We start from the raw sequence: 25,182 nt of genomic DNA, 5'->3' as shown, positions 1-25,182 counted from the left end.
TATTAGTTGGCAATTTGGCAGCGCGGTAGATCGCACAAATTCATCATGGCCCGCACATCGCGTTGGTCGATCACGCCATTGCCATCAAAATCAAGTTCAGAGCTCAGTGCCTGGCCCTGTCGCAGCCACAGGCGGAACAATTCCACATCGCGCATATCAACCACACCGTTTTGATCCAGATCGGCCGGATGATACGCATTGCGCTCGCAGATGCCTTGGCCTGCCACCAGACAATCCAGCCAGTCGTGGAAGTCGGCATCAAAGCGGGTGCCCCAAAGTGCCAGGATGTCATCGTAAGGGGTAAAGTCCGGTACCTCAGGCATGTCATCCGGTAGTTGTTGACCACAGGTCCAAACCCAGTACCCAGAACCCCAGGCGCTGTCGTCGTACAGCCAGTACCAGCCATTGGCTTCGGCTTCCGGCTTGGCGCGCCAGCCCCAGTTGAACAGGCAAGGGGTTTCGACAATGGCATACTTCGGTGCCCGGAAACTTGGCAACAGCAGGTTGTCTACTTCATCACGCTGCTGCTCCATCATGTAACGGTTGGCCAGATAGCCCCAGTGATAGATGCGTGGGGTGCCATGGCTGTAGGTGGTTTGGAACAATTCGCTTAATTGGTACTGCTTGCTGGCGGCCACACTCAGCGCATTGGGGTAGTTGACCGGTTGTGACAGGTACTCTGCCAGTCCTTCAGACCACCAAACGGCATTGCTTGGTGTATCGGAGAAGCCGCCCCAAAGGTTAAAGCGACCATCCAGGTAGTGGATGTACTCGTGCTCCAGATTCCATACCACAAAGTCTGGCAGCAGCCAGGTGGCCTGGAAGGCAATAAAGCGTGCCTGATTACCCGGATCGGACGGAGTTCCCTCCAGGTACATGCCACCATTGTTGGTATTGATGTTAAAGAAAGTGCCGGCATAGTTTTGGTAATCACCAGAGGAGCTGAAGATCACCACTTCCAAATCGGTGTTGTAATCGTTAGCGACCGGCGTGTCCGGGCTGGTGCCAAACTCCTGATGAAACTCCAGTTCTTTTAGCGCCAAATCCTGACAAATTTGCCCCAGGTTGGCGGCGCTGATGGGCTCCTGATAGCGGATTTTCAGGCTGTCGCTGCAGGTATGGTGGCCGGATAGTACTGCTGTTTCTAAATCAAAGTCACAGGCATCACCATACAAATGGCAGTTGGCTGCGTCATAATACGTGACCATATTTTGTGCATTGACCCAGCCATTGCCACCAATACCATCAAAGCTGTAGCTGCTGAGTATATGTTGCATAGCAGGCCGGACTTGCTCGGCAAAACTGCCGCCCAGTTTAAGAAAACGGCCAAGCTCTGTGACTGCATCCGACCATTGATACTCACGGGTATGACCGACCAACCAGAGACCGTCGCTGAGCACAAAATCACGCAGGTTGGTGATGATTTCCGGGTGATTAACTAGCGTAGCTTCCAATGCCGGGCCTGTGTTGGTTAACGCATTAAAATAATGGGTCAGGAGTTGGGTCATGCCGCTTTCTTCATAACCGACCCCCCAGTTGTTCGCTCTGGAGACGGTATGGGCATAGCCCTGGATGGCCTCACTGAAACGGGGTAAGTAGCGCAGTCGATCGCTGTTGCTGCTACTGATCAGGATCAGCATTTCGTAGCGCACCATAAAATTGCGGCTGCTGCTACCGTTAAACTGCACAAAGTGCTCGCCGGCAAAGTACTGATCGAACATGAGCTGCAGGTGATTTTTGTACGAGGCGGGATAAACCCGGTTGCTGCCCGCTGACGATTCAGCCCAATGCACAGCGCGCAGGAAAGTAACCAGCTTTTCCAACTCGGAGCTTTCAGTCATTGAGCTGGCATCGTAGTGTTCCAGCAGCTGCAGCATGGCGTGCACGATGCTGTTAAGGTTGGCATCGGAGAAAAGGGCTGTGCCTACCAGAGACGCATTGTACATACCGTAGAGACAACTGCTGAGCTCAGCCGACTTGACTGCCTGTACCAGAGCATCACCACTTAGGTGTTGCAATTGCGATGGGTGAGTGCAGCTGGCAGCTGTGATGCTGAAACTGCGCAAGGCCGGCCGTCGCAGCGCCGACGTTGTTTCAGAAAGATGTGATGTCTCTGCCACCAGGTGTGCTGGGAGGCGAGTGTTGCGCCGCTCGGCATCAATCTGCGCCTGTATACGCTGAAACTCGATTGGTGAGAGTTGCCGGGGTGGCCTCGGGTGCTGAACTTCGGTATTGCTATGGCTGTGTTGAGCTTTTAATTCCTGCATTCGTTGTTCAGGATGGGAAGGGAAGCTGGCTTCAGCTTGAGGATGGTGCGGGTGCGCAACGGCAGTTGCTGATAGCAGTGCTCCTCCCATAAAGGCCGCAGCTGTATATCTAAATGCTATTCTCATGGTGATTTTCCTACTTATTAGTTATTATTTTTACGGTAAGGCCAGTGTCACGTATTATTTTTAGCATATCAAATATTGTATACAATAGTCTGTGTGGGTGATTTTTTGTGCAGGTATCTTGGGTACAATCAGGCACAATTTTTCTTAGCCTGCTAGCTGAAGGTAATCAAGTCATTGTATTAATTGAATTAAGTTTTTATTTTTGCTTTGTTTTGATATACCCGCTATCGGAACTTAGGAGGGGTGATTGGGATAGAGCCTAACCCATAAGTACTAGAGACCATGTCCTTATGATCTCCATTGTATGTCAGGGTGCTTTGCTGGGTTCTGGCATAGCGACTGCAGATGCTTTAGCTGCCCGAGAGAGCTCGGCACCGTGCATCCACTGAATCAGCTTATCGGACATCAGGTACAGCAGCAGTGCTGCTAAAAAGGCTGCCAGGGTAAAGCCACCAAAAATAGCAAAGGCATTCGCGACCATGTCTTCGTCGGTTGCGGCTTCTCCAGAGCCTATCAGGGCACCAATCAAGCCTGCCAGCTTGTTGGCACCGGCCATAAAAAAGTACCAGGCGCCCATCATCAGCGAGGCCATCCGCAGCGGCGATAGACGAGTGACCATCGCCAGCCCAATCGGCGACAGGCAAAGCTCGCCCAGCGTAAAAAACAAGTAAGCCAGCACTAGCCACCAGAGGCTGGATTGTTGATCCTCACTGTACTGCAGAGTGGCCGCTACCATCATTAGAAAACCAATGCCCAGCAGCACCAGGCCCATAGCAAACTTGACCGGGGAGTTGGGATCATGTTTGCCGAGCTTCATCCAAAGTGCCGCAAACAGCGGGGCAAAAATCATGATAAACAGTGGGTTTAACGACTGGAAATAGGCCGGGTTTAGCTCGACACCGCCAAGGGTACGATCAACAAAACGGTCGGCATAGATGTTCATCAGTCCACCGGCCTGCTCAAAACCAGCCCAGAAAATAATGGTAAAGAGCCCCATGATCAGCACCACTTTCAGTCTGTCGACTTCTTGTTTGGTCAGCGGTGTTTTGCGCAACTCTTGCTGCAAGCGGCGCTCTCTTTTTGCTGCCGGTTCGATGCCAATGGAGCCGAGGAAGGATTTGGCTAGCGTCATTTGCAGCACTAATGCGATCAACATGCCAATGCCGGCCAGAAAAAATCCTGCTTGATAGTTACGCACCTGCACCAGCTCGCCATCGACTTCCAACTGGTAACCAAATTGATCAATCAGCACACCAACACAGATCCCAGCCAGAAACATGCCCAGGTTTACGCCCAGATAAAACACGGTAAAGGCGCCGTCACGCCGCTTATCTCCCGGTTGATACAAGTCGCCGACCATGGTGGAGATATTGGGTTTGAACAAGCCGTTACCGGCGACCAGAAAGCCCAGGCCAGTATAAAAAGCATGCAGCTCATAACCAGGTAGCCAGGCATGAGGCAGCGCCAGACTGAACTGACCAATGGCCATCAAAATGCTGCCAAGAATAATCGCCAGCCGCTGGCCGGTGATATGATCGGCCAGCCAGCCGCCAAGCAAGGGCGTGACATACACCAGCATGGTAAAGGTGCCATACAATTGCAGCGCGCTGGCGTGATCCCAGCCAAGGCCGCCGCCCTGAGCCTGCACCCGGTCGACCAGATAGAGCACCAGCAGTGCCCGCATGGCGTAGTAGGAAAAACGCTCCCACATTTCGGTACCAAATAATAAAAAGAGGCCTTTCGGATGCCCCCATAAATCGGTGGAGGGTCCATTTTTAGTGGTCATTGGCTGGCTCCTTGGTCACGGTTGTTAGCTGAAGGCGGTGAAAATGCTCTACGGTAATCGGCAAATGCGCAGGCTGCAGGTAACTGCGGTACAGATAACGCCCCAGGAGCGGTGGTTGCTGGATGCGATCATCGGTTGTTTGCCGGCGCTTTTCGGCTAAAAAATCACTGAAATTGGCTTGGTGATCTGCGGCCAGTTGTTCAAGTTGGCGCAGATAGCCGGTAAAAAAGTCGGTCCGAAGCGCCTGTGTCAATTTAGGGATCTCGGCTGGCAGCTCGCGTTGCAAAAAGCGCCAGGCAAAATAAGACCAGCGGTAAGTGAGATCCAATCCATCCTGGTAGCTTGCGGCAAAAATCTGGCTTAGCGAGGGTTCCTCCCCGATGGGCGTGTCTTGCAGCATGCGGATGGCTCTGGGATTGTCTGCACCCAGTGAAATTAACTCAGCCAGGCCTTCCGACCACCAGACTTTGTGACTGGGGAAGTGACCAAAAGGCCCATAGCTGGCATAGCGTCCATCCAGGTAGTGAATGTACTCGTGCTCCAGGTTCCAGACGGCAAAGGGTTTAGCCTGCCAAAATTGTTGAAAGGCAAAGAAGCGGGCCTGATTGTCTGGATCGCTTGGGGTGCCTTCGATGTACATGCCACCATTGTTGGTGCGAATGTTAAAGTGCAGGGAGCCAAAGAGGTTGTAATCGCTGTAATCGTCAAAAATGATCACTTCCAGCCGGTCATTCCAGTCGTTGGCCACCGGCTGACGGCCAGTGGCCAGCAACTGATGAAAATCGTCCTCCTGGGCCATCATTTGCTGGCAAAGTTGCTGCAATTGCTGATTGCTAATGCTGCGGTAGCGAATGACCAAGCCATCATGGCACAGGTGCTGATGGGGCAGAGCTTGCTCCAGCGGGGGCAAGATACACCAGTCGGCAAACTTGCCCTGGCAATTGTCCCGTACCCGGAATGAGTTGGTGAGATAGCGCCAGCTAAACAGCTGTTGTCGCTCTTCCTGTGTGAGTTGGGGGTGCGTTTGCAGGGCAGCCATTACTGCCTGATCGAGCTTTTCTTGCGCCTCATCTGGCAGCAAAACATGTTGGTAGGCCAATAACCACAGCAAGTGCTCCAGTTGCCAGTCACTGGCCTTTGGCACTAGTGCTAAAACCGGCTCGTGCCATTCGCTCTGGTTTAATAGCTGTTTTAAATCATCCTGGTTGCGGGCATCGAAAGCCAAAAAAGCCTGGGCACGGATGGCTTCCCACAAGGCGTAATCTGCTGCCAGTTGGCCATTGGGGAGCTGGCTGGTGATTTGGCGTAGTGTACCGAGTAGTTCCAGCCGTTTTGTGGCATCTTCGGGTGGGTAGCGATAGCTCAGCACACTGAATTGCTCCTGCCAGCGCCAGGCGTCAGGGCTCGCCTGAAAGAAATCAGCATGCCCGGCTAGCTTTAGCAGCAAAGGAGTCACGGCATCTTTGCTCTCGCTACTGAGCTGGTGCCAGTCGGTTTGATAGGATAGATCGCGTAAAAAGCGCAGCTGGGATCCCAACCTTGGCAGGTCAATGGTTGTTTGCTCCAGTAGCTCGTTGCTGTTTTGAAGGGAGACCATAAAGTTGGCCTCTACCGTTCGTAGAGAATCTGCATTTGTCAGGGCGCTAAACCCAACCAGGAAACAAACTGAAAGAACTGGAATTTTCATGGTATACCTCAAAAAAGCTCCCGGCGTGCACCGGGAGCAAACAGCAAAAGAGGGGAGAAGCCATCTTTTGCCTACCAGGGTTTAGAAGCTCTGGGTATAGCTAAGGTACATGCTACGGCCATGCACACTGTACAAATTGCGAGAATAAGCCCCCCACTTATCGAAGCGTGGGTCTTCATCTGTCAGGTTATTCACCCCGATGGCGACTTTTCCTTGCCATGGCAGATCCAGCTGATAAGAGAGGTTGTGTGTGACCATGGAGCCAACCTGGTTAGCCACTATCCAGTTATTACTGTCGTCCAGCTCTTTGTTTTTCTGGCTACTGATGAAGTTACCGTAGTAAGTCAGGCTGTGATCTCCAAGCCGGTAATTGAGGGTTAAGTTGACCCGGTCTGATGGCGAGCCAATACGGCCAATTTCGTTGATGCCAAGTTCTAGCTCCTGCATATTGGTCTGAACGGTTTGAGAACGTTTAAAACGAGTGATATGCGATAAGCCCAGATCGGCCCTGAACTCACCAAAGTCGGTGCTCAGGCGGCCCCTTAACTGAACATCAATGCCACGTTTTTCTTCAAAGCCACGGTTACTGGTGGTGATGGCCATACTTTGGATCCGGCCATTTGGTAGGAAAGTTATGGATGTATTTGGGAACAACTCAGATACAGACGGGCGCGGTACACCTGCTGCATCGGCAGCTTGCCACAGCTGAGCCTGGGTGTAGGAAATCAGAGCCGGGCTTAATTGGGTAATGATGTTATCAATTTTCAGCTCCCAGAAATCAGCGGTTAGACTGACAGCATCATTGATGTCCCAGACCACACCAATATTGGTGGTTTTGGAGGTTTCGGCATCCAGCTTGTCGTTACCACCGATATCAACATACAGACTGTCACGGCGGGTACAGCCTGCAATGTCTTCCCCTTCCGTTTCGTAACAAAGCGGGTAGTTGGTGATGGTGTACCAACCCTGAGTAGGACCCCGGTACAAGTCCGCCAGGGTAGGCGCGCGGAAACCTTCACCGTAGGAAGCACGAATCAGTAAGTTTGACAGTGGAGTATAGCGTAAGCCAAGTTGCGGGTTAAAGGTGCTGCCAAAATCACTGTAATGATCGTAACGACCGGCAATATTCAGCTCCAGGTCATCCAGCAGAGGAACGCCGATTTCGGTATAGACCGCTTTGGCGGTTCGATCGCCTTCACCGCCAGCCCCGCCACTACCGCCAAAAATTTTGCCTGCTTTGGTCAGTGAGTCGATATCGGATAAAAAATGTTCCTTACGTGCAGAGGCACCAAGGTAGGCGCTGACGAAGCCTGCAGGCAGCTCCAACAGATCGAAACCGGCACCCATGCTAAAATCGACCGCTCTTGCTTTGGAGTATTTATCGACATTGGCAGCTGCTCCACCGGGTACGGCTGAATCTGGATCCCGAGGATCCCAGCCGACAAAGGTGTTGCTGTCTTCATCGAACTGGCCAATTAAACCAACCACTGCGTCGGTATAGAGGTAGCCGGTTCCCCAGGTAAAGCGGCCATAACGGTTGACGCTGAGCGCACTTTCCCAGAATCCCCAGGAGGTTTCACCCTCCAGGCTGACCAGAAAGTCCAGAATTTGATCATGGTGCTTGGCTACCCTGTCACCGGCAGAATCGAAGCGGTAGTAGATACGGTCCCCTTGATTCACTGCGCGCAAGGTGTGGCCGGCAGCTGTGGTATATGATGGCAGGTCATGCGGAAAAATAATGGTGCCAGGTACCGGAGCCGAGACATCGGTGCTGCGATTATTGGCCCAGTAAGTGCGGGCGCTCAAACGAATATCCGGTGTTAGCTCCCGGTTGTAGATTACCAGGATATTGTCCTGATTGCTGCCGGATGTCATATTGGCAGCAACGGAGTGATCATACAAACAGGCGCGATCATCTGGGTAGTCCAGCGAAGAGACCGGGCCAATAAAAGCATTCTGACCATCTTTGTTGTAGACCGAGCAGTCATCATTCATCAATGGGGTTTGATAAGCCCATGACCCATCCGACGATTTGACGATGGTGCGGCCCCACTCCCAAATCATACGCCAGTCATCCATCAAGCCTGGATCACCACCTGCAACTACGTAAGGTGCTTCATAAGCGCGGGAGTTCATGCTGATAGGATCACTCTGTTTGTGCTCCCAGGTCATGATGAAGTTGCTACTGGCATCGCTAAAACCTGTGGTGAAGGAAAAGTCGTAGCTGTCACCACCGCCACTGCGGCTGGTTTGTTCCCGACGAACACTCACCTCACTGCCGGAAAAATCTTTCTTCAGGATGACATTGATAACCCCAGCCATTGCATCGGTGCCATAAATGGCAGAAGCACCATCGCTTAAAACCTCAATCCGCTCTACCGCCGCCATAGGCAAGGTATTGAGGTTAGCAGCCCCCCCATCCATTACAGGAGATTTGGCCATGCGCTGGCCATCCAGCAAGACCAGGGTTCGTGCTGCGCCAGCACCTTTCATGGATACCGTCGACTGAGAGGCCCAATCATTGTTGGTTCCACCTCCCCAGGAACCAAAGCTGTTGAAGTTGGAAGCCCGCAGGGCATCGCCAACATTGTTAAAACCGCTGGCAATAATGGCTTCGCTGTCAATCACTGTGATGGGGCTGGCACCTTCCATATCAACCTGGCGCAAGCGGGAGCCTGTCACCGCGATGCGCTCGACGGTGCCTGCCTGAACCTCTTCGTCCTGGTTTTGGGCTTGTGTGGACAGCACTGTGGTGCCTAGCAGCATACTTATCAGTAGGGTAAGTTTCTTATGTTTCATCGTTGCTTCCTGTTTCACTTTTGTTGGTTTGGTGAATACAGCCGTCACCTCGGCACTGCATTTTAAATAAAGTATTTTGTATGCAATTTTATCGTCAAAATTAAGCCTGTTCCTTTTGGCGACGGTATGGGCCGAACCTGTCAATGCGGTAGGGCTCGAGTTTGCCTTTGGGCAAATTACCGTTCATGCTTTGGCTAATAAGCTCTGCTGAGTATGCCGCCTGAGTTAAACCGAGGTGTTGATGGCCAAAGTTGTAGTACACCCCCTGATGTGCAGGGCAGGGTCCAAGTACCGGCAAGGAATCTGGCAGTGATGGCCGGTTTCCATGCCACATCGCGTTGCGTTGTGCAGTCAGTGGTTTTTCTATTAAATGGCTAGCGTGAGCAAAGAGAGCCTTAGCACGATTAAAATCAGGCTTGGCCTCCAGACCTGCAAATTCAACAGTACCGGCTAAACGCAATCCCTCGCGCATCGGTGTCATAATGAATTTGCGCTCCAGTGAACTTACCGGACGGTTTATAGCTACTGACTCAGCCATCAGGTGGTAGCCACGCTCGGGGGCCAAAGGAACTTTCCAGCCCAGTTGAGCAGCAAAATTAGCCGAGTGAGCCCCTGCGCATAAAACCAGTCGCTCCGTTGCAATCAAACGGCTTTCGGTCAGAAGCTGTATTAGGCCTCTTGGAAAAACGGATAGAACTTTGCTTTGCAACCATTGCCCGCCGGCTGCCTGAAAAGCAGCAAAGATGCGCTGGCATAACAGCCAGGGGTCAACGGTATGTGCTACCTCGGTAAAATCAAGAGCTCCCTGAATGTTCCTGGATAGTTCTGGCTCCAACGCCAGAGTACTTGCCTGATCAAGCAGACTGACATCGATGCCGGCAGCACGGTAATTTTGGTATTGCTGTTTGAGCTGGGTCAGATTGCTTTGCTCTGTCACCAGCAAAGCTCCGTCGAAGCGAATCAGATCCTGGCTCTGGCATAAGCTAGCCAGTTTTTGCCAGCTGGCCAGGCTACCACCGTTCAGGTGGCTTAAGGCTTGCTGCAGTTGCAGCTGCTGATGTTGGCCCATCTGGCCGATAAAACGGCAAAACCAGGGCAAGCTTTTCAGTAGGTGAGCAGCGCGAATTTTCAGCGGGCCATCTGGCTTGAGCAGCATGGCCGGTAGTTGCCACAGTAAGGCCTTATTAGCCAGAGGAAAGACCTGCTCGGTGGCAAAATGGCCGGCATTGCCTTTAGAACAGCCTTCCGCCGGAGCTTTCTCATCCACCAGCAACACCGAAAAGCCACTGTGCTGTAAAAAGAAAGCGGTACAGAGACCCACCACACCAGCACCTACAACCGTTACTTGTTGCATGTTTTTTCCCAAATGACTTGATAATGTAGATTGTATACAATATTCTTATTCCGACAGCAACCTTTAGGAGTAAAAAAATGCAAGTCAACTGGCGTGGTGTTTATCCGGCGATCTCAACGCAATTCCTTGCAGATGGCCACATTAACTATCAAAGCAATGCCCGTATGCTGAACCAACTAATTGAAGATGGCATTGATGGCATCATCGCGCTTGGTACCGTAGGTGAGAATGCGTCACTTACTGCTCAGGAAAAGCGGGAGTTTTTACGTCATACGGTAGAAACCGTGGCTGGGCGTATCCCGGTGATTGCTGGTTGCACCGAGAACACGGCACAAGCAGCTGCGGCGTATGCGCAAGATGCAGAAGCTATTGGAGTTGATGGACTGATGTTGCTGCCTGCTATGGTGTACCGCGGTACCGATCGCGAAGTGGTGGCGCATTATCAATACGTGGCACGTTCCACCAGCTTGCCCATCATGATCTACAACAACCCTGTGGGCTATGGCATCGACATCAATCTGGAGATGACCGCTATCCTAGCCGAAGAGCCGAATATTGTTGCCATTAAAGAGTCCACCACCGATACCCGCCGCATTACCGAGCTGCAAAGCCGGTTTGCTGAACGGTTCTGTGTGTTCACCGGGGTGGATGATATTGCTCTTGAATCCATTTTGTTGGGAGCGACCGGCTGGATCTCGGGCCTGACCAATGTGTTCCCGCGTGAGTCGGTGGCGCTTTTTCATCTGGCACGGCTTGGCCGACTGGAAGAAGCGCGTGAGATTTACCGCTGGTTTATGCCGCTGCTGCGGCTCGATACCATTCCAACCCTGGTGCAGTGCATTAAGTTAGCGGAACAACTGCTCGAGCGAGGCAGTGAGAATGTCCGCTTGCCACGGCTGGCACTGGAAGGAAAGGATCGTGCGTATGTCGAGCAGGTGGTGCAGCAGGCGCTGGCCAATCGGCCCGATTTAAGTCGTTTTGGCTTTGGCACCTCGGGCCAGAACCGGGAATTCTGGCAGCTATGATCAAAGGTACTTACTTTTGTGTTGATGCCCACACCTGCGGCAACCCGGTACGGCTTGTAACCAGCGGTCATCCAGAACTGCGGGGTAGCAACATGAGCGAAAAGCGTCTCGATTTTATCGAACGCTTTGACTGGATACGCCAGGCGCTGATGTTTGAACCGCGTGGCCATGCCATGATGTCCGGTGCTTTTTTATACCCCCCTTGCAGCGAAGGGTCGGATGCCTCGATTTTGTTTATTGAAACCAGCGGCTGCTTGCCGATGTGCGGCCACGGTACCATAGGCACGGTCACCGCAGCTTTGGAGCAAGGTTTGTTGCAGCCAAAGGTGCCGGGACGCTTGCTGCTCGATGTACCGGCCGGCCAGGTTGAAGTCCGTTATCAGCAGCAAGGCAACAAAGTCACCCGAGTGCAGATCCGTAATGTGGCGTCGTACCTGGCGATACAGGATGCAGAAGTCGAGGTCTCTGGCCTTGGCCGCATCCGTTTTGATGTGGCCTATGGCGGTAATTTTTATGCCATCGTCGAGCCGCAGCCCAACTTCCCTGGCCTTGAGCACTGGAGTGCGGCCGAAGTATTGCGCTTTAGCCCCTTGCTGCGTGCTGCGGCAGCCGCAGCTTACGACTGTGTCCATCCGCTGGATCCCAGCATTCGTGGCATCAGTCATGTGCAGTGGACCGGTCGGCCGAAAACAGCGGGCTCGGATGCAGCCAATGCAGTGTTTTACGGTGAAGGGGCTATCGACCGCTCTCCTTGTGGCACCGGCACCAGTGCCCGTATGGCGCAGCTCTATGCCCGCGGCAAATTAGCGGTTGGCGATAGCTTTGTGCACGAAAGCATCATCGGCAGTCAGTTTGTTGGCAAGGTCGAAGCAACAACCATGCTCGGCTCAACCGAGGCCATTATTCCTTCCATTGCCGGCTGGGCCCGGGTGATCGGATTCAACCAAATCCTGGTGGACGATGCCGACCCTTATGCCTTTGGCTTTGAAGTGAGGTAACTATGACTACAGGAACCAGGAGTACAGCAACCATGATTACAGGACAACATTACATCGGCGGCCGCTGGCAGGGGCAGCCACAAGCTGACGCTTGCTCATTTAATCCTGCATTAAATCAGTCATTACGTTGGGCCTTTGCTGAAGCAGGTTCGATGGAGTTACAACAAGTCACCGAACTGGCGGAAAGTGCTGCCTTAACGTATCGATTAACCAGCCGCGAGCAACGGGCTGCTTTTCTTGAGCACATTGCAGACAATATTGAAGCACTGGGCGAGCTTTTGATTGAGACGGTGATGGCAGAAACAGCCTTGCCAAAGGCCCGGGTAGAAGGGGAGCGTGGCCGAACCTGCAATCAGCTGCGGCTTTTTGCCAGCTTGCTGCGTTCACCGCAAGAGGAAGTGCACGAGCAGGCTCAGCCAGACCGTCAGCCACTGCCCAAACCAGAGTTGCGTTTGCGCACTGTGGCGCTGGGCCCTGTGGTGGTATTTGGTGCCAGCAACTTTCCGCTGGCTTTTTCGGTCGCCGGTGGCGATACCGCCTCAGCCCTGGCAGCCGGTTGCCCGGTGATTGTCAAAGCACACAACGCCCACCCGGCTACCAGTGAGCTGGTAGCCAGAGCCATCGCCAATGCGATAGAGCAGTGCCAGATGCCGATAGGAGTGTTTGCCTTGGTGCATGCAAGGACGCATGCATTTTCTGAGCAACTGATCCAGCATCCGGCCATTAAAGCAGTGGCTTTTACTGGCTCGGAGCAGGTTGGTATGCACTTTCAGCGTTTGATTTGGCAGCGTAAAGAGCCCATTCCTTTTTATGGCGAGCTGGGCTCTCAAAATCCGGTCTGTGTGTTGCCTGCTTACCTGCAACAGCATAGCGAGGTCTTTGCTGAGCAATTATTCAATTCAGTGGTGATGGGGCAGGGACAGTTTTGCACCCGGCCAGGCCTGGTGTTTTTGCTGCGCGATGCTGGCAGTGACGCATTGAAAGCACAGTTGCAGGCTTTGTGCCGGCAGCACATCGCCTGGGCCATGCTGACGCCTAAGATAGCCACATCTTACCGACAGCAGGCTGCGACTTTACAGCAGACTGCCGGTGTAAGCTTATTGGCTGAAGGCCAGGGGGAGGAAGAGGGTTGTTTTACCAGAGCTCGTATTTTTTGTACCTCTGCCCGTACTTTTGTCGAGCAGCCATTGCTGCGTGAAGAAGTGTTTGGCCCGGCAACCTTGCTGATTGAGTGCAGTGATGTCACTGAGTTGGAGATGCTGCTGACCACTTTGGCGGGCCAGTTAACCGCCACCCTGTACGCCAGCGGCAGCGAGCAGGCTAGCGTGCGAACTCTGTTGCAGGCGCTGGAGCAAAAGGCAGGCCGGGTGATTGTAGGTCAGATGCCCACTGGGGTAGAAGTCTGTGCCAGCATGAACCATGGCGGGCCTTTCCCGGCAGCTTCCGACAGTCGGTACACGGCAGTCGGTAGTCGGGCGATACAGCGCTTTGTCCGTCCGGTATGCTATCAGAATGTACCAGCCTGGTATTTTGACCAGCAAGCATCGCAGTAATGAAACAACAGGAGTTATCAATGGCAAACGGCATTGGCGGTAAAAGCAAAGAAGAAGCCTTAAATGGGTTAAACGATATGACGGCCTCGGTGGCTCCTATCGCGGTGGCAGAATACCGGCAACGGATCGATAAAGCGCTTAGCCTGATGCAGCAACAGCAACTGGATGCTGTGCTGCTCAATGCTGGCACTAACCTGCGTTATTTTACCGGTGTGGATTGGTATGCCAGTGAGCGGTTGGTGGCGGCCTTGTTGCTGCGCGATGGCCGTTTGTTGTATGTGTTGCCGCATTTTGAAATCGGCAGCCTTGAGCCTCTTATGTTGGTACCCGGCGCGATTTTAAGCTGGCAGGAACACCAGAACCCCTATCAGCTTTGCGCCGATGCTGTCACGGCTTTTGCCGGCCCGCAAGCTAGCTTGGCCATTGATGAAAGCGCGCAGTTTTTTATTGCTGATGGCATTCGCCAGATGGGGCCGGAGCTTCAGCTCAGCGATGCCAAAACGGTAACGGCAGGCTGTCGAATGCAGAAATCAGCCGCTGAGCTGGCGCTTATTCAAAGGGCCATGGACATGACATTGGCAGTGCATCAGGCCACAGCCAGCATCTTGTATCCGGGCATCAGCACCGCCGAAGTCACCAGCTTTATCGATGAAGCGCATCGCCGGGTCGGGGCCAGTGGCTCTTATTTTTGTATCGTGCTGTTTGGCACTGACACAGCTTTCCCACATGGCGTAGCCCATCCCAAAGTGCTGCAAGATGGCGACATGGTGCTGATTGATACCGGCTGTCGTTTGCATGGCTATTTATCGGATATCACCCGCAGCTATGTGTTTGGGGAGGCCAGCGCAAAACAGCGCTCGGTGTGGCTGCACGAGAAAAAGGCTCAATGGGTGGCTTTCGAAGCAGCTCAGCCCGGCCAGGCTTGCCAGCAAGTAGATAGGGCAGCCCGGGGCTATCTGCAGCAACAAGGCTATGGTCCGGATTATCAGCTACCGGGCCTGCCTCACCGAACCGGCCACGGCATAGGGCTGGATATCCATGAGTGGCCCTATCTGGTGGAAGGCAATACCACCGCACTGGCAGAGGGTATGTGTTTTAGCAACGAACCTATGTTGGTATTGCCTGGTGAGTTCGGCGTGCGGCTGGAAGATCACTTTTATATGACAGAGCAAGGCCCGGTTTGGTTTACCGAGCCGGCACACGCGATTGATGATCCGTTCGGCCTAAAGCCGTAAGGTGATGGAACTGTTGTAAGTTACGCGCAGTCTTAGATTAAGCAACAGTTGCTTGCATGCTGTTGCTTAAGTTTTAACCGTACTGGCCGATAAACTGCTAAGCTATGGTTAAATTCGCACCCGGAGGCCCCAAATGGATGTCATTATTCCATTTTTGCCGCGTACGCCTGGTACCCCTGTTGAACAGGAACCGCGGGTCGTTCCTCCTGTGTTTAAAGAAGCACGCCTAACGCCGTTAAAAAAAGAAAATGAACAGCGTGACACCCCGGAAAGGCGCCAAAGCAGGCATCGCAGGCGCAAAGACGATGTACCAGCCGGGCCGGAAACCACGCCGGAAGCAGAGCAAACCGTCGATGCCGATGGCCATGTCGATATCTATATCTGAGCCTTTTCTGCTACCATAGCGCCATAAAATTATCGTTACCTTCGTTAAGGCAGGCATGGCATCCATTCGTAAAGAAGTCGCAGCTGCATTTCGCTCTGAAGGGCCGCTGGCCCGCCATATTGCTGGTTTTCGTGCCCGCAATGCCCAATTGCAGTTAGCGGATAGCATTGCCCAAGCCATCGATAATCAGAGTGTGCTGGTGGCTGAAGCCGGCACAGGTACCGGCAAGACCTTTGCCTATCTGGTACCGGCGCTGTTATCCGGCCAGAAAGTGCTGATCTCGACCGGTACCAAGAATCTGCAGGAACAGCTGTTTCACCGCGACTTACCAACGATGACGGCCGCTTTGGCCAGCCCACTGCAATTGGCGCTGTTAAAAGGCCGCTCCAATTACTTGTGTCTGTACCGGCTAGAGCAGCATGTGGCCCATGTGCCGGTGGCCGAGCCGCAGCTGATGCAGGATTTAAGTTTAATCAACAAGTGGGCCGCAGAAACCCAAACCGGCGATATCGGTGAGCTGACGTACATTGCCGAAGACTCCAAAGCACTGCCTTACGTCACCAGTACCACCGACAACTGCCTGGGGAAAGACTGCCCGGTGTACGAAAACTGCCATTTGCTCAAAGCCCGCAAAAAAGCCCAGGCGGCCGATCTGGTGGTAGTCAATCACCATTTGTTTTTTGCCGATCTGGCCATTAAAGACACCGGTTTTGGTGAGCTGTTACCGCAAATGGATGTGTTTGTGTTCGATGAAGCCCATCAATTGCCGGATTTAGCCTGCGATTACTTTGGCGAGCATGTATCCAGCCGTCAGCTACTGGAGCTGTGCCGTGATCTGGATCTGGCCTGCAAAACCGATTTGCGCGATCACCCCCAGCTGCGCAAAATCACTGACAAAGTTGCGCAACAGGTGAAAGACTGGCGCTTGCAGTTCCCGGTAGAGCCCGAGCGGGGTAACTGGCGCGAGCGTAGCCAGCAGCCTCAGATGCAAAGCATGATGCAGCGCTTAACCGAAACTATGGATTTACTGTATCAGGTATTAAAGGAAAGTCTGGGGCGCAGCGAGGCGGCTGATCATTGCTTTGAGCGGCTGGCGCAAAACCGTAGCCGCTTGCAAAAACTCAACGATACCAGTAAGCCGGATGTCAGTCTTTGGTACGACACCAGCCGCATGCATCTCACCTTGCACCTGACGCCGCTAAGTATTGCCGAAAAATTTCGCGAAGTGGTGTTTGCCGGGCAGAAAAGCTGGATTTTCACCTCGGCAACTCTGTCGGTTGATGGTGGTTTTGTTCATTACCAGCAGCAGATGGGGCTGGAGCAAGCCGATAGTCTGTTGTTGGACAGCCCTTTTGATTACCAGCAGCAGGCGCTCTTGTGTGTACCACGTTATCTGCCCGAGCCACATCAGCACCAGGCCATGCAACAAGCATTGCTGCAAACGGCTATCCCCCTGATTCAGGCCAATCAGGGGCGCTGCTTTATGCTCTTTACCAGCCACCGCATGTTAAAGTGGATGGCGGATGTGCTGCCGGAACAGATCCGCCAGCCGGTACTGGTGCAGGGCCAAACCAGCAAACGGGTGTTGCTGGATAAATTTGTGCAGCTGGATGATGCGGTGCTGCTTGGCACCAGCAGCTTCTGGGAAGGCGTAGACGTACGGGGGGATGCGCTTAGCCTGGTGATTATCGACAAACTGCCTTTTGCCAGCCCGGACGATCCCTTGTTGCAGGCGCGGATGGAAGCCAGCAGCAAGCAGGGGGGGGATCCTTTTGCGGCAGTGCAGCTGCCGCAGGCGGTGATCAGTTTAAAGCAAGGGGTTGGCCGGTTGATCCGGGATGTCACCGATCGTGGCGTGCTGGTGATTTGCGACAACCGGTTGGTGACCAGGCCTTATGGTGACGTGTTTTTAAAAAGCCTGCCGCCGATGCAGCGCACAAGGGACTTGACCAGAACGTTGCAGTTTATTGCCGATAAAGACGCTGCCAAGCGCTCTGACTGACATGGTATTTTAGCGCCTGAGCAGGTAAAATCCGGGCTCTTTAAGTGCTGCGCTGGAGTAGAATGTGAAATTACTGGCCTTAGATACCTCAACCGAAGCGTGTTCGGTCGCTTTGCGACTGAATGACGAGGTGTTGGCTTTGGATGAAGTTTGTCCGCAGCAACACAGCAAGCGGGTACTGCCGATGGTGCAACAGCTGTTGAGCGATGCTGGGCTGACACTGAGCCAATTGGATGGGTTGGTGTTTGGCAAGGGGCCAGGCAGTTTTACCGGGGTGCGCATTGGTGTTGGGGTGGCGCAGGGGCTGGCTTTTGGTGCTGACTTGCCGTTGTATGGCATCTCTACACTGGCGGCGATGGCTCAGGCGGCGCAGCGATTGCATCAGGCCCGGCAGGTACTGGCCGCCATTGATGCCCGTATGGCAGAAATCTACTTTGGTGAATATCAGTTGGACGATAGCGGCGTGATGCAATTGCAGGGGCTGGAGCAGGCGATCCGGCCAGAGTTGCTGCAACCGCGGACCCACTCTGCAGAGTGCACTGCTGTCGGTACCGGCTGGCAGACTTACGGGGCTGTGTTGCAGCAATGGCAGCCGGCGCAAAGCACCGATATTCTGTATCCATCGGCCCGGGATATGTTGACTCTGGCCGGGCCAGCCTGGCAGGCGGGCAGCTTTGTAGCGGCGGAGCAGGCGGAGCCTAGCTATGTGCGCGATACCGTCAGCTGGCAAAAACTCCCTGGTCGCTGACTTTTCAGTTGGCGGATATCTGGTTATACTCTGAGCATTCATCTCTCTGTTGAGCCACCTCTTTGAGCCTGAGTCTGGATAACAATCTTGCTGCCACTGGCGTCGCTGGGATCTTTCGGGATACCACAGCGCGGCCTGCCCGGCCACAAGAGCCAGCTGTTAACTCGGAGTTGCCTGAAGGACGGGGGATACGCCGCTCTGAAAAAGCACTGGATACGCTGGAGCAAAACCGCAGCCGGCAAAATGCCATGCCAGCAGGGGCTCAGACCTCGCAAAAGACGGCGCTGTATCAGGACATTGCCAATCAACAGCAACGTACTGAACTGCAATCCATGTTGGGCATTGATCTTTACGCCTGAGTCGTTCTGATCTTCCTTATCTTTCTGTTCGTATAAGCCTGCATTACCCTCAATCGGAACCATCATGCCTAATTGCTTAATTACCGGTGCTAGCTCAGGCATTGGCCGTCAGTTGGCTATGCATTATGCCAAAGCGGGCTGGCAGGTGTTGGCGGTGGCCCGCTCGACCGATGCGCTGAATGCGTTAGCACAGCAGCACACCAGCATTCAGCCTTTTACCGCGGATCTTACTCAGGCTAAAGACATCGCAGCGCTGTGCCAGGCTCTAACAGACTCTGGTCAGCCACTCGATTTAGCCATTCTCAATGCAGGTACCTGCATCTATGTGGATGCAACTGATCTTAAGCTAAGTGACTTTGAGCAGACTTTCGCCATTAACTTCTTTGCTTTGGTTGCGCTCAGTGCTGCTCTGCTGCCTTTGCTTAAACAGGCGGCAAAAGGTCGGTTGGCGTTGGTAAGCAGCTTAGCGCATTATTTTCCATTTACCCGGGCCGAAGCCTATGGCGCCAGTAAAGCTGCCGTCAGTTATTTTGCCGACAGCTTGCGGGCCGATTGGGCCAGTGAGGGCGTGGCGGTGAGCCTGATTGAGCCAGGTTTTGTTGATACACCGCTGACACAGAAGAATGATTTTGCTATGCCGTTTTTACTGACTGTGGAAGATGCTACTAACCGCATTGTCTCTGGGCTGGATCACAGCAAGCCGCGTATTCGATTTCCCAAACGCCTGGTCTGGTCGCTAAATCTGTTGCGGGTTTTGCCGTATCGCTGGCGAATTCGTCTGGCGAAGAGGATGAAACCATGAATTGGCGCGCCGTGATTGGCTTTGAACTGGGTTGGCTGGCGCTGGTGTATTTTCAACACCTGGCCATGCTGCCGGTGGCTATTTACCTGTTCTGGGCTTGGTGGCGTTTGCCGAAATCCCAGCAAATCCTGGTACTGCAACTGGCATTGCTTGGTATTGGTATTGACAGTGTACTGGTGCTAACCGGGGTGTTGCAGTTTACCACCACCATTTGGCTGCCTGCCTGGTTCTTGCTGTTGTGGTGTTTGTTTGCCTTGGCTGTGGTGGAAGTCTTTGCTTCTTTACTCAGAAATCTCTGGCTTGCGCCGCTACTGGGGGCTGTTGGTGGCCCATTGTCATATCTCGGTGGTGCAGTGCTTAGTGGCGGTCAGCTATTGATGCCATTGGGCTGGTTGTCCTGGACTTGCCTGGTTCTGATTTGGGCTGGCCTGGCTGCTTACTATGGTTCGTTAAATAAGGAGCGTTTGCATGCAGAAAAAATGGCTTAGTATCCTTTTATTGGTATGGCTCTGGCCAGCTGCTGCTATGCCGGATCTACAATTGGTCGGAGAAGGTACTTTTCGTTACATGTTCTGGCAATTGTACGATGCCCGTTTAAAAACCAGTGATGGCAGCTTCGAGGGGTATGAGAAAAATGCGCCTGTGTTGCTGGAGCTCACCTACAAGCGCAGCATCAGTCGCGACCAGTTTATTGATGCTACCGTCGATCAGTGGCAGCACCTTGGCCAGAGTAGCCAAGCGCAACAGCAAGACTGGGCCAGTCAGCTTAAAACCATCTGGCAGGATGTGGGTCGGGGGGATCGGTTGTCGGCTTTGTTGCAGCATGATATGACGGTGGACTTTTACCTGAATGGAGAGCCTATTGGCCGTATCGACGACGCCGACTTTGGCCCACTGTTTTTTGATATTTGGTTGCATCCGGATACCAGCGCACCGGGCCTTCGCCGCCAGTTATTGGCGGCGCGTAGGGGATGATTTTTATTGGCTGGCTGAAGACTGGATAAACTGCATCAGCCGTTTGGCAATGTCGATGTTGTCCATAAAACCAGTGAATTGTTCAGCGCCTTTGCCATAAGCCAGTACCGGCACATCGGCGGCTGTATGACCAGTTGTGGTCCAGCCAGTGCGGGTGGCCTGATTGATAAAGCCATTTAGCAGGTTTCTAAGCTCTGTTTTGTCATCATGGACCGCCAGCACGGCCATTCGTTGCTCATCACTTAATGTTAGGCCGGTCCAGTGCCGCCATTGATCGGCCAGCTCAGCCTGCTCCAGCTCCATCATACGACGGGTAATTTCCCGCACGGTGAACTGGACACCATAGATAAGATCGGCTCGCCATTCATAAATACCATCGGCTGCCAGCGCCAGACCTCCGGTCTCGTGATCGGCAGTAATAATCAGCAAAGTATCCGGATTGGCATCAACAAACGCCTTGGCCGACTGAATGGCCCTGGCAAAGTCGTGCATCTCAGCCATGGCGCAGGCAATGTCATTGGCATGACCACACCAGTCGATTTGGCTGCCTTCGACCATCAGCACAAAGCCGTGTGGGTGACCCGCCAACAACTCCAGTGCTTTTTCTGTCATGATCTGAAGCGGTGACTCCATCTCCTGGTTGAGCACATAAGGCAGGCCATTCTCAGCCAGCAGTGCCAGTGCCGGCATCTGGTTTAGCTGCTTCAGCTGCTGCCAGCTGTCGGCATACTGATAGCCCTCGGCCTGAAACTCAGACACCAGATTACGATCGTCGCGAATAAAGTGTGTTAAACCACCACCGAACATTACATCCGGTACCAACTGCCCATTGATGCGAATATCAAAGTACTGATCGGCAATGGCATCCATATTCCGTCGACTTTTATTGTGCGCTAAAAAAGCAGCCGGTGTGGCATGATTGATTTGTGAGCTGGCCACTATGCCATTGGCTTTACCCAGGCGTTTAGCTTGCTGCATCATAGTGCCAATGGGTACGTGTTGCTGGTCGACTGAGATGGCACCATTAAATGACTTAAAGCCTGTCGCTAATGCGGTGGCACTGGCAGCAGAATCGGTCACCAGGGTTTGATCATCCGGCCAGGTACTGGACATGCCAGTCCAGAGCTGATCGTAGATAGTAGGTTTAATCTGTTGGTGTTTGCCTTCAGCCAGAAAATAACGATAGGCCGTCAGATAGTTAGACCCCATGCCATCGCCAATCATAAAAATAATATTGCTGGGTGCAGTCTGCTCCACAGCGGGTGGGGTGGAGGATGGGGTTTGGGCGCAGGCCGCCAGGATAAGAGTAGCAGCCAGCGGCAAGACGAAGCGATTCATCAACATTCCTTTCAGGAGTAATACGAGGTTAAGTGTACCGAATTGCAGACTACTCTACAAAAACATCGGCTAAATCCTGCTTTTATAGCGATAAACTGCATAAAAGCTGGACAGTCGGAACTTTCGTGGCATGCTGTACTCAGATGATTTGTAAGAATTTGTAATCATCACCTGACTCAAGTGCAAGTCAACGAGGTTCCAATGACGCTACCAACAAAAATAATTCAGGCGTGTTTGCTTTGTTGTACCAGTTTGCTATTGCCGCTTCAAGCAGATACAGCAACGCAAGAACTTTCATTCTCCGACCAACTCAGTTTTTATGCGGATCACCCATTGCGTTCTGATGGACACAAAGCTCGCAATCGCTACCGCAATCCTGTGGATACATTGCTGTTTTTTGCCGTCGAACCACAGCATCAGGTATTGGAAATCTGGCCTGCCCGGGGTTGGTACACGGAAATTCTGGCACCTTATTTAAGAGATCAGGGGCAGTTAACCATTGCTCATCATCGCCAGCTGCAATTGGATGCAGATGACGATAGGCAGCGGTTTTGGGCGCGAATCAGTCGTCAACTGTCCGAGCGGATTGAGCTGCAACCGGAGTATTTTGGTGCTGTGAAGCAGTTGGCGTTTGATCCGCCTGAGCTGCTTCATCTGGGGCAAGAAGGCCACTACGATAGAGTATTGAGTTTTCGCAATGCCCATATTTGGGATCAGCATGGCTTGTTACTGCAGAGCATGCAGGAGTTTTTCCGGGTATTAAAACCAGGTGGCATTCTGGGTATGGTGGAGCACAGAGCCAGCCGGGTATCCGACATCACCAGTTTTGCCGGCGAAGGCTATCTGGATGAAGCGTACATCATTATGGTGGCGGAATTCGCTGGCTTTCAGTTGCTGGATCGCAGTGAGATTAATGCCAATCCACTGGATACACGCGATCATCCGCGCGGGGTTTACAGTTTACCCCCCACATTGGCGATGGGTTCTGAAGATCGTGAGCGATTTTTGGCGATTGGCGAAAGTGACCGCATGACGCTGAAATTTATCAAACCAGAGCATTATTCTTCACGTCCTTATGCAGTTCAGCCATAAGTTCTTACTCAGTGGTCTTGAATTAGCCGCACTTAGCAGCAATGCGACTCTGCCGGGGCAGCCGATACTGTGTTTGCATGGCTGGCTGGATAATGCGGCCAGCTTTTTGCCTTTAGCAAAGCAGCTCAAAGGGCTTCCACTTTTGGCATTAGAATTTCCCGGCCACGGCCATTCATCTCACCGTGGTCCTGATGCGGCTTATTATTTTTTTGATTGGGTACAGGATTTAGTTGCCTTATGCCAGCAACAGCAATGGCAAGACCTGACCATTATTGGTCACTCGATGGGCGGCATGGTGGCGACGGCCTTGGCAGCCAGTTTCCCTGAGCTGGTAAAGCAGCTGGTGTTGATAGATAGTCTTGGGTTTGTGGTGGCGGATGAAGCAACGGCTGCTGGGCAACTGCGTCTGGGCATTGAATCACGATTAAAGCCACAACCCAGCCGAGTCCCTTGTTACCCGAGCCTGAAAGCTGCTGCCGAAGCCCGCTTAAAACAAAGTGATTTTACCCTGACCGAAGCCATGTTGCTGGCCGAGCGTGGCACCGTGCAGCAAGCCGATGGTTTTCGTTGGCGGGCAGATATGCGTTTACGGCAGCAATCTGTCTATCGGTTAAGTCCGGCGCAAGCCAAAGCCTTGATTGCTGCGGTTGAGTGTCCGGTACTGGCAGTTCTGGCACAAGATGGTATGTTTAAAGAGCAAGGTATTTCCTGGCAGCCGTATTATCATCGATTACGACACCAAAGGGTCATTGGTGGACATCATTGTCACATGACCGAAGCTAAGCAGGTAGCCGTCAGTATTCAGCAATTTTTATCTGCCGCATCCTGAAGTGAGATGACAGCAAGCCGATTGTGGCCTGACCACTTTTGTGGGAAGATAATTGGCTAGAGTAAAAACTCTGAACTGGTGCTGCTGCATTGACAGTCGGGCCAAGCCATAATAAAACAGAATAAAACACAATTAAGACAAGAATTTTTAAGGAGAGGACGGTGGAGCAAGTTTGGTTAAAACGTTACCCAGCCGGCGTACCTGCTGAGATCAATGCCGATCATTATCATTCCTTGTTGGATATCATTGAGCAGAGTATCAATAAGTTTCCGGATCACACTGCTTTCGTCAACATGGGTAAAAGCATCAGTTACCGCGAACTCGATAAGCTGAGCAAAGCATTTGCGGCCTATTTGCAAAAAGAGCTGGGACTTGGTAAAGGTGATGCCGTTGCCATCATGATGCCAAACCTACTGCAGAACCCGGTTGCTATTACCGGTGTGTTGCGTGCAGGTTGCACCGTGGTCAATGTGAATCCGTTGTACACGCCACGTGAGCTGGAGCATCAGTTAAACGATTCCAAAGCCAAAGCTATTGTTATCGTCGAAAACTTTGCCCATACCCTGGCTGCAGTGCAAAAGAAAGTAAAGCTTGAACACGTCATCCTGACCAAGATGGGTGATATGCTGGGAATGGTCAAAGGCACTATTGTGAATCTGGTGGTAAAGCACATCAAAAAGTTGGTGCCAGCCTACCAGCTCAGCAAAGTCATCTCTTTTAAAGAGGTGTTGGAAAAAGGCCAGCACCTGAAATACCAATTGCCAGATGTTGATGGCAGCGATTTAGCCTTTTTGCAATACACCGGTGGTACTACTGGGGTGTCCAAAGGCGCTATGTTGACGCACCGTAATATGGTGGCCAATCTGGAGCAGGCTTCCGCTTGTTTGGATCCTATTCTTGAAGAAGGTAAGGAGCGGGTGGTAACCGCTTTGCCGCTGTACCATATCTTCGCACTAACCGCCAATTTCCTGGTCTTTATGAAGTACGGTGGCACCAACTTGCTGATCACCAATCCGCGTGATATGCCTACCTTTATCAAAGAGCTTAAAGCTTTCCCATTCACTGCTTTAACTGGGGTTAACACCCTGTTTAATGGCTTGATGAATACGCCTGGTTTCACCGACATCGACTTCAGTCAGCTAAAGATATCACTGGGTGGGGGTATGGCTGTGCAGCGTCCAGTGGCTGAGCGTTGGCAAAAATTAACCAAAACCCGTTTGCTGGAAGGGTATGGCTTAACTGAATGTTGTCCTTTAGTTACCCTTACCCCCTACGATGTGGATGGCTTTACCGGTAGTATTGGTTTGCCTGCACCATCAACCTTAATCCGTATCGTGGATGAAGAAGGTAAGGATGTCGCTACTGGTGAGCCTGGCGAGATGATCGTACAAGGACCGCAAGTGATGAAAGGCTACTACAACCGTCCGGATGAAACCGACAAAACCATCAAGGATGGCTGGTTGTATACAGGGGATGTTGCCCGTATGGATGAGGAAGGCTTCTTCTACATCGTGGATCGTAAAAAAGACATGATACTGGTGTCTGGTTTTAATGTATTCCCGAACGAGATTGAAGAAGTGGCCGCCATGAACGACAAAGTGCTGGAAGTGGCAGCGGTTGGTGTACCCAATGATGCGGCTGGTGAAGTGGTGAAACTCTTCGTAGTGAAGAAAGATCCATCACTTACCGCTGAGGAGCTTATAGCACATTGCAAACAGAACCTGACTGGTTACAAGGTACCTAAACACGTTGAGTTTCGAGACGAGTTGCCCAAAACCAATGTCGGTAAAATTTTACGCCGTGAACTGCGGGAGTCTTAAGT

At 52.6% G+C, this 25,182-nt stretch carries 20 protein-coding genes; 14 read left to right on the top strand and 6 right to left on the bottom strand.

The annotated features are described in order from the left end of the window. Nucleotides 1-2 precede the first annotated feature (2 nt). The 5 genes from BLW37_RS14800 to BLW37_RS14780 form a co-directional block, all read right to left on the bottom strand. On the bottom strand, nucleotides 3-2,393 hold the full coding sequence (locus BLW37_RS14800) for a collagenase (protein WP_091344236.1): 2,391 nt from the start codon (nucleotides 2,391-2,393) through the stop codon (nucleotides 3-5). A gap of 307 nt (nucleotides 2,394-2,700) precedes the next feature. Further along, a complete protein-coding gene (locus BLW37_RS14795) occupies nucleotides 2,701-4,179 on the bottom strand; it encodes a peptide MFS transporter (protein WP_091344232.1) in 1,479 nt (492 codons plus the stop codon). Further along, nucleotides 4,169-5,776, bottom strand: a complete 1,608-nt coding sequence (locus tag BLW37_RS14790; protein ID WP_171907639.1) for a collagenase — start codon at nucleotides 5,774-5,776, stop codon at nucleotides 4,169-4,171. Before BLW37_RS14790 ends, BLW37_RS14795 begins: the two co-directional genes overlap by 11 nt. 171 nt (nucleotides 5,777-5,947) lie before the next feature. Further along, the gene (locus BLW37_RS14785; protein ID WP_091344226.1) at nucleotides 5,948-8,665 is read right to left on the bottom strand and encodes a TonB-dependent receptor domain-containing protein; all 2,718 of its coding nucleotides are present in this window, start codon (nucleotides 8,663-8,665) and stop codon (nucleotides 5,948-5,950) included. 100 nt (nucleotides 8,666-8,765) lie between these two features. After that, nucleotides 8,766-10,019, bottom strand: a complete 1,254-nt coding sequence (locus BLW37_RS14780) for an NAD(P)/FAD-dependent oxidoreductase (protein ID WP_091344223.1) — start codon at nucleotides 10,017-10,019, stop codon at nucleotides 8,766-8,768. Between the two features lie 77 nt (nucleotides 10,020-10,096). Between BLW37_RS14780 and BLW37_RS14775 the strand changes: the two genes are divergently transcribed. The 11 genes from BLW37_RS14775 (at nucleotide 10,097) to BLW37_RS14725 (ending at nucleotide 20,101) form a co-directional block, all read left to right on the top strand. Further along, entirely contained in the window at nucleotides 10,097-11,044 is a 948-nt protein-coding gene (locus BLW37_RS14775) for a dihydrodipicolinate synthase family protein (RefSeq protein ID WP_091344220.1), read from the top strand. Then, nucleotides 11,041-12,042 (top strand): 4-hydroxyproline epimerase, encoded by a 1,002-nt coding sequence (locus tag BLW37_RS14770; RefSeq protein ID WP_091344219.1) that lies wholly within the window; start codon nucleotides 11,041-11,043, stop codon nucleotides 12,040-12,042. The genes BLW37_RS14775 and BLW37_RS14770 overlap by 4 nt, the downstream gene beginning before the upstream one ends. 32 nt (nucleotides 12,043-12,074) lie before the next feature. Beyond that, nucleotides 12,075-13,595, top strand: coding sequence for an aldehyde dehydrogenase (NADP(+)) (locus BLW37_RS14765; RefSeq protein WP_091344216.1), 1,521 nt, complete (start codon nucleotides 12,075-12,077; stop codon nucleotides 13,593-13,595). Nucleotides 13,596-13,615: 20 nt separating this feature from the next. Continuing rightward, the gene (locus tag BLW37_RS14760; RefSeq protein ID WP_091344481.1) at nucleotides 13,616-14,830 is read left to right on the top strand and encodes a M24 family metallopeptidase; all 1,215 of its coding nucleotides are present in this window, start codon (nucleotides 13,616-13,618) and stop codon (nucleotides 14,828-14,830) included. Nucleotides 14,831-14,963: 133 nt separating this feature from the next. After that, nucleotides 14,964-15,215, top strand: coding sequence for a hypothetical protein (locus BLW37_RS14755; protein WP_091344215.1), 252 nt, complete (start codon nucleotides 14,964-14,966; stop codon nucleotides 15,213-15,215). A gap of 55 nt (nucleotides 15,216-15,270) precedes the next feature. Next, nucleotides 15,271-17,217 carry a DNA repair helicase YoaA gene (yoaA, locus tag BLW37_RS14750; RefSeq protein ID WP_091344213.1) on the top strand — a complete coding sequence of 649 codons (1,947 nt, stop codon included), beginning with the start codon at nucleotides 15,271-15,273 and terminating at the stop codon, nucleotides 17,215-17,217. A 64-nt stretch (nucleotides 17,218-17,281) separates the two neighbouring features. After that, nucleotides 17,282-17,965 (top strand): tRNA (adenosine(37)-N6)-threonylcarbamoyltransferase complex dimerization subunit type 1 TsaB, encoded by a 684-nt coding sequence (gene tsaB, locus BLW37_RS14745; protein ID WP_091344210.1) that lies wholly within the window; start codon nucleotides 17,282-17,284, stop codon nucleotides 17,963-17,965. 62 nt (nucleotides 17,966-18,027) lie between these two features. After that, a complete protein-coding gene (locus BLW37_RS14740; protein ID WP_091344209.1) occupies nucleotides 18,028-18,324 on the top strand; it encodes a hypothetical protein in 297 nt (98 codons plus the stop codon). Nucleotides 18,325-18,388: 64 nt separating this feature from the next. Next, a complete protein-coding gene (locus BLW37_RS14735; protein WP_091344206.1) occupies nucleotides 18,389-19,126 on the top strand; it encodes an SDR family NAD(P)-dependent oxidoreductase in 738 nt (245 codons plus the stop codon). Beyond that, nucleotides 19,123-19,614, top strand: coding sequence for a DUF2878 domain-containing protein (locus BLW37_RS14730; RefSeq protein ID WP_091344203.1), 492 nt, complete (start codon nucleotides 19,123-19,125; stop codon nucleotides 19,612-19,614). Before BLW37_RS14735 ends, BLW37_RS14730 begins: the two co-directional genes overlap by 4 nt. Next, nucleotides 19,595-20,101 (top strand): chalcone isomerase family protein, encoded by a 507-nt coding sequence (locus tag BLW37_RS14725; RefSeq protein WP_091344202.1) that lies wholly within the window; start codon nucleotides 19,595-19,597, stop codon nucleotides 20,099-20,101. Before BLW37_RS14730 ends, BLW37_RS14725 begins: the two co-directional genes overlap by 20 nt. Nucleotides 20,102-20,104: 3 nt before the next feature. Here BLW37_RS14725 and BLW37_RS14720 read toward each other — a convergent pair whose 3' ends face one another. After that, complete coding sequence (locus tag BLW37_RS14720) at nucleotides 20,105-21,439, bottom strand: alkaline phosphatase (protein WP_091344200.1); 1,335 nt, start codon at nucleotides 21,437-21,439, stop codon at nucleotides 20,105-20,107. A gap of 333 nt (nucleotides 21,440-21,772) precedes the next feature. Here BLW37_RS14720 and BLW37_RS14715 point away from each other — a divergent pair, with 333 nt between their 5' ends. From BLW37_RS14715 to fadD, 3 genes are all read left to right on the top strand, one after another. Further along, nucleotides 21,773-22,531 (top strand): class I SAM-dependent methyltransferase, encoded by a 759-nt coding sequence (locus BLW37_RS14715; RefSeq protein WP_245785751.1) that lies wholly within the window; start codon nucleotides 21,773-21,775, stop codon nucleotides 22,529-22,531. Further along, nucleotides 22,515-23,360, top strand: a complete 846-nt coding sequence (locus tag BLW37_RS14710; protein WP_091344197.1) for an alpha/beta hydrolase — start codon at nucleotides 22,515-22,517, stop codon at nucleotides 23,358-23,360. Before BLW37_RS14715 ends, BLW37_RS14710 begins: the two co-directional genes overlap by 17 nt. 161 nt (nucleotides 23,361-23,521) lie before the next feature. Then, nucleotides 23,522-25,180 (top strand): long-chain-fatty-acid--CoA ligase FadD, encoded by a 1,659-nt coding sequence (fadD, locus tag BLW37_RS14705; RefSeq protein WP_091344196.1) that lies wholly within the window; start codon nucleotides 23,522-23,524, stop codon nucleotides 25,178-25,180. Nucleotides 25,181-25,182: the final 2 nt, after the last annotated feature.

It is taken from the genome of Alkalimonas amylolytica (assembly GCF_900107845.1).
GTDB classification, from domain to species: Bacteria; Pseudomonadota; Gammaproteobacteria; order Enterobacterales; family Alteromonadaceae; genus Alkalimonas; species Alkalimonas amylolytica.
This window is presented reverse-complemented; position numbering and strand designations above follow the sequence as displayed.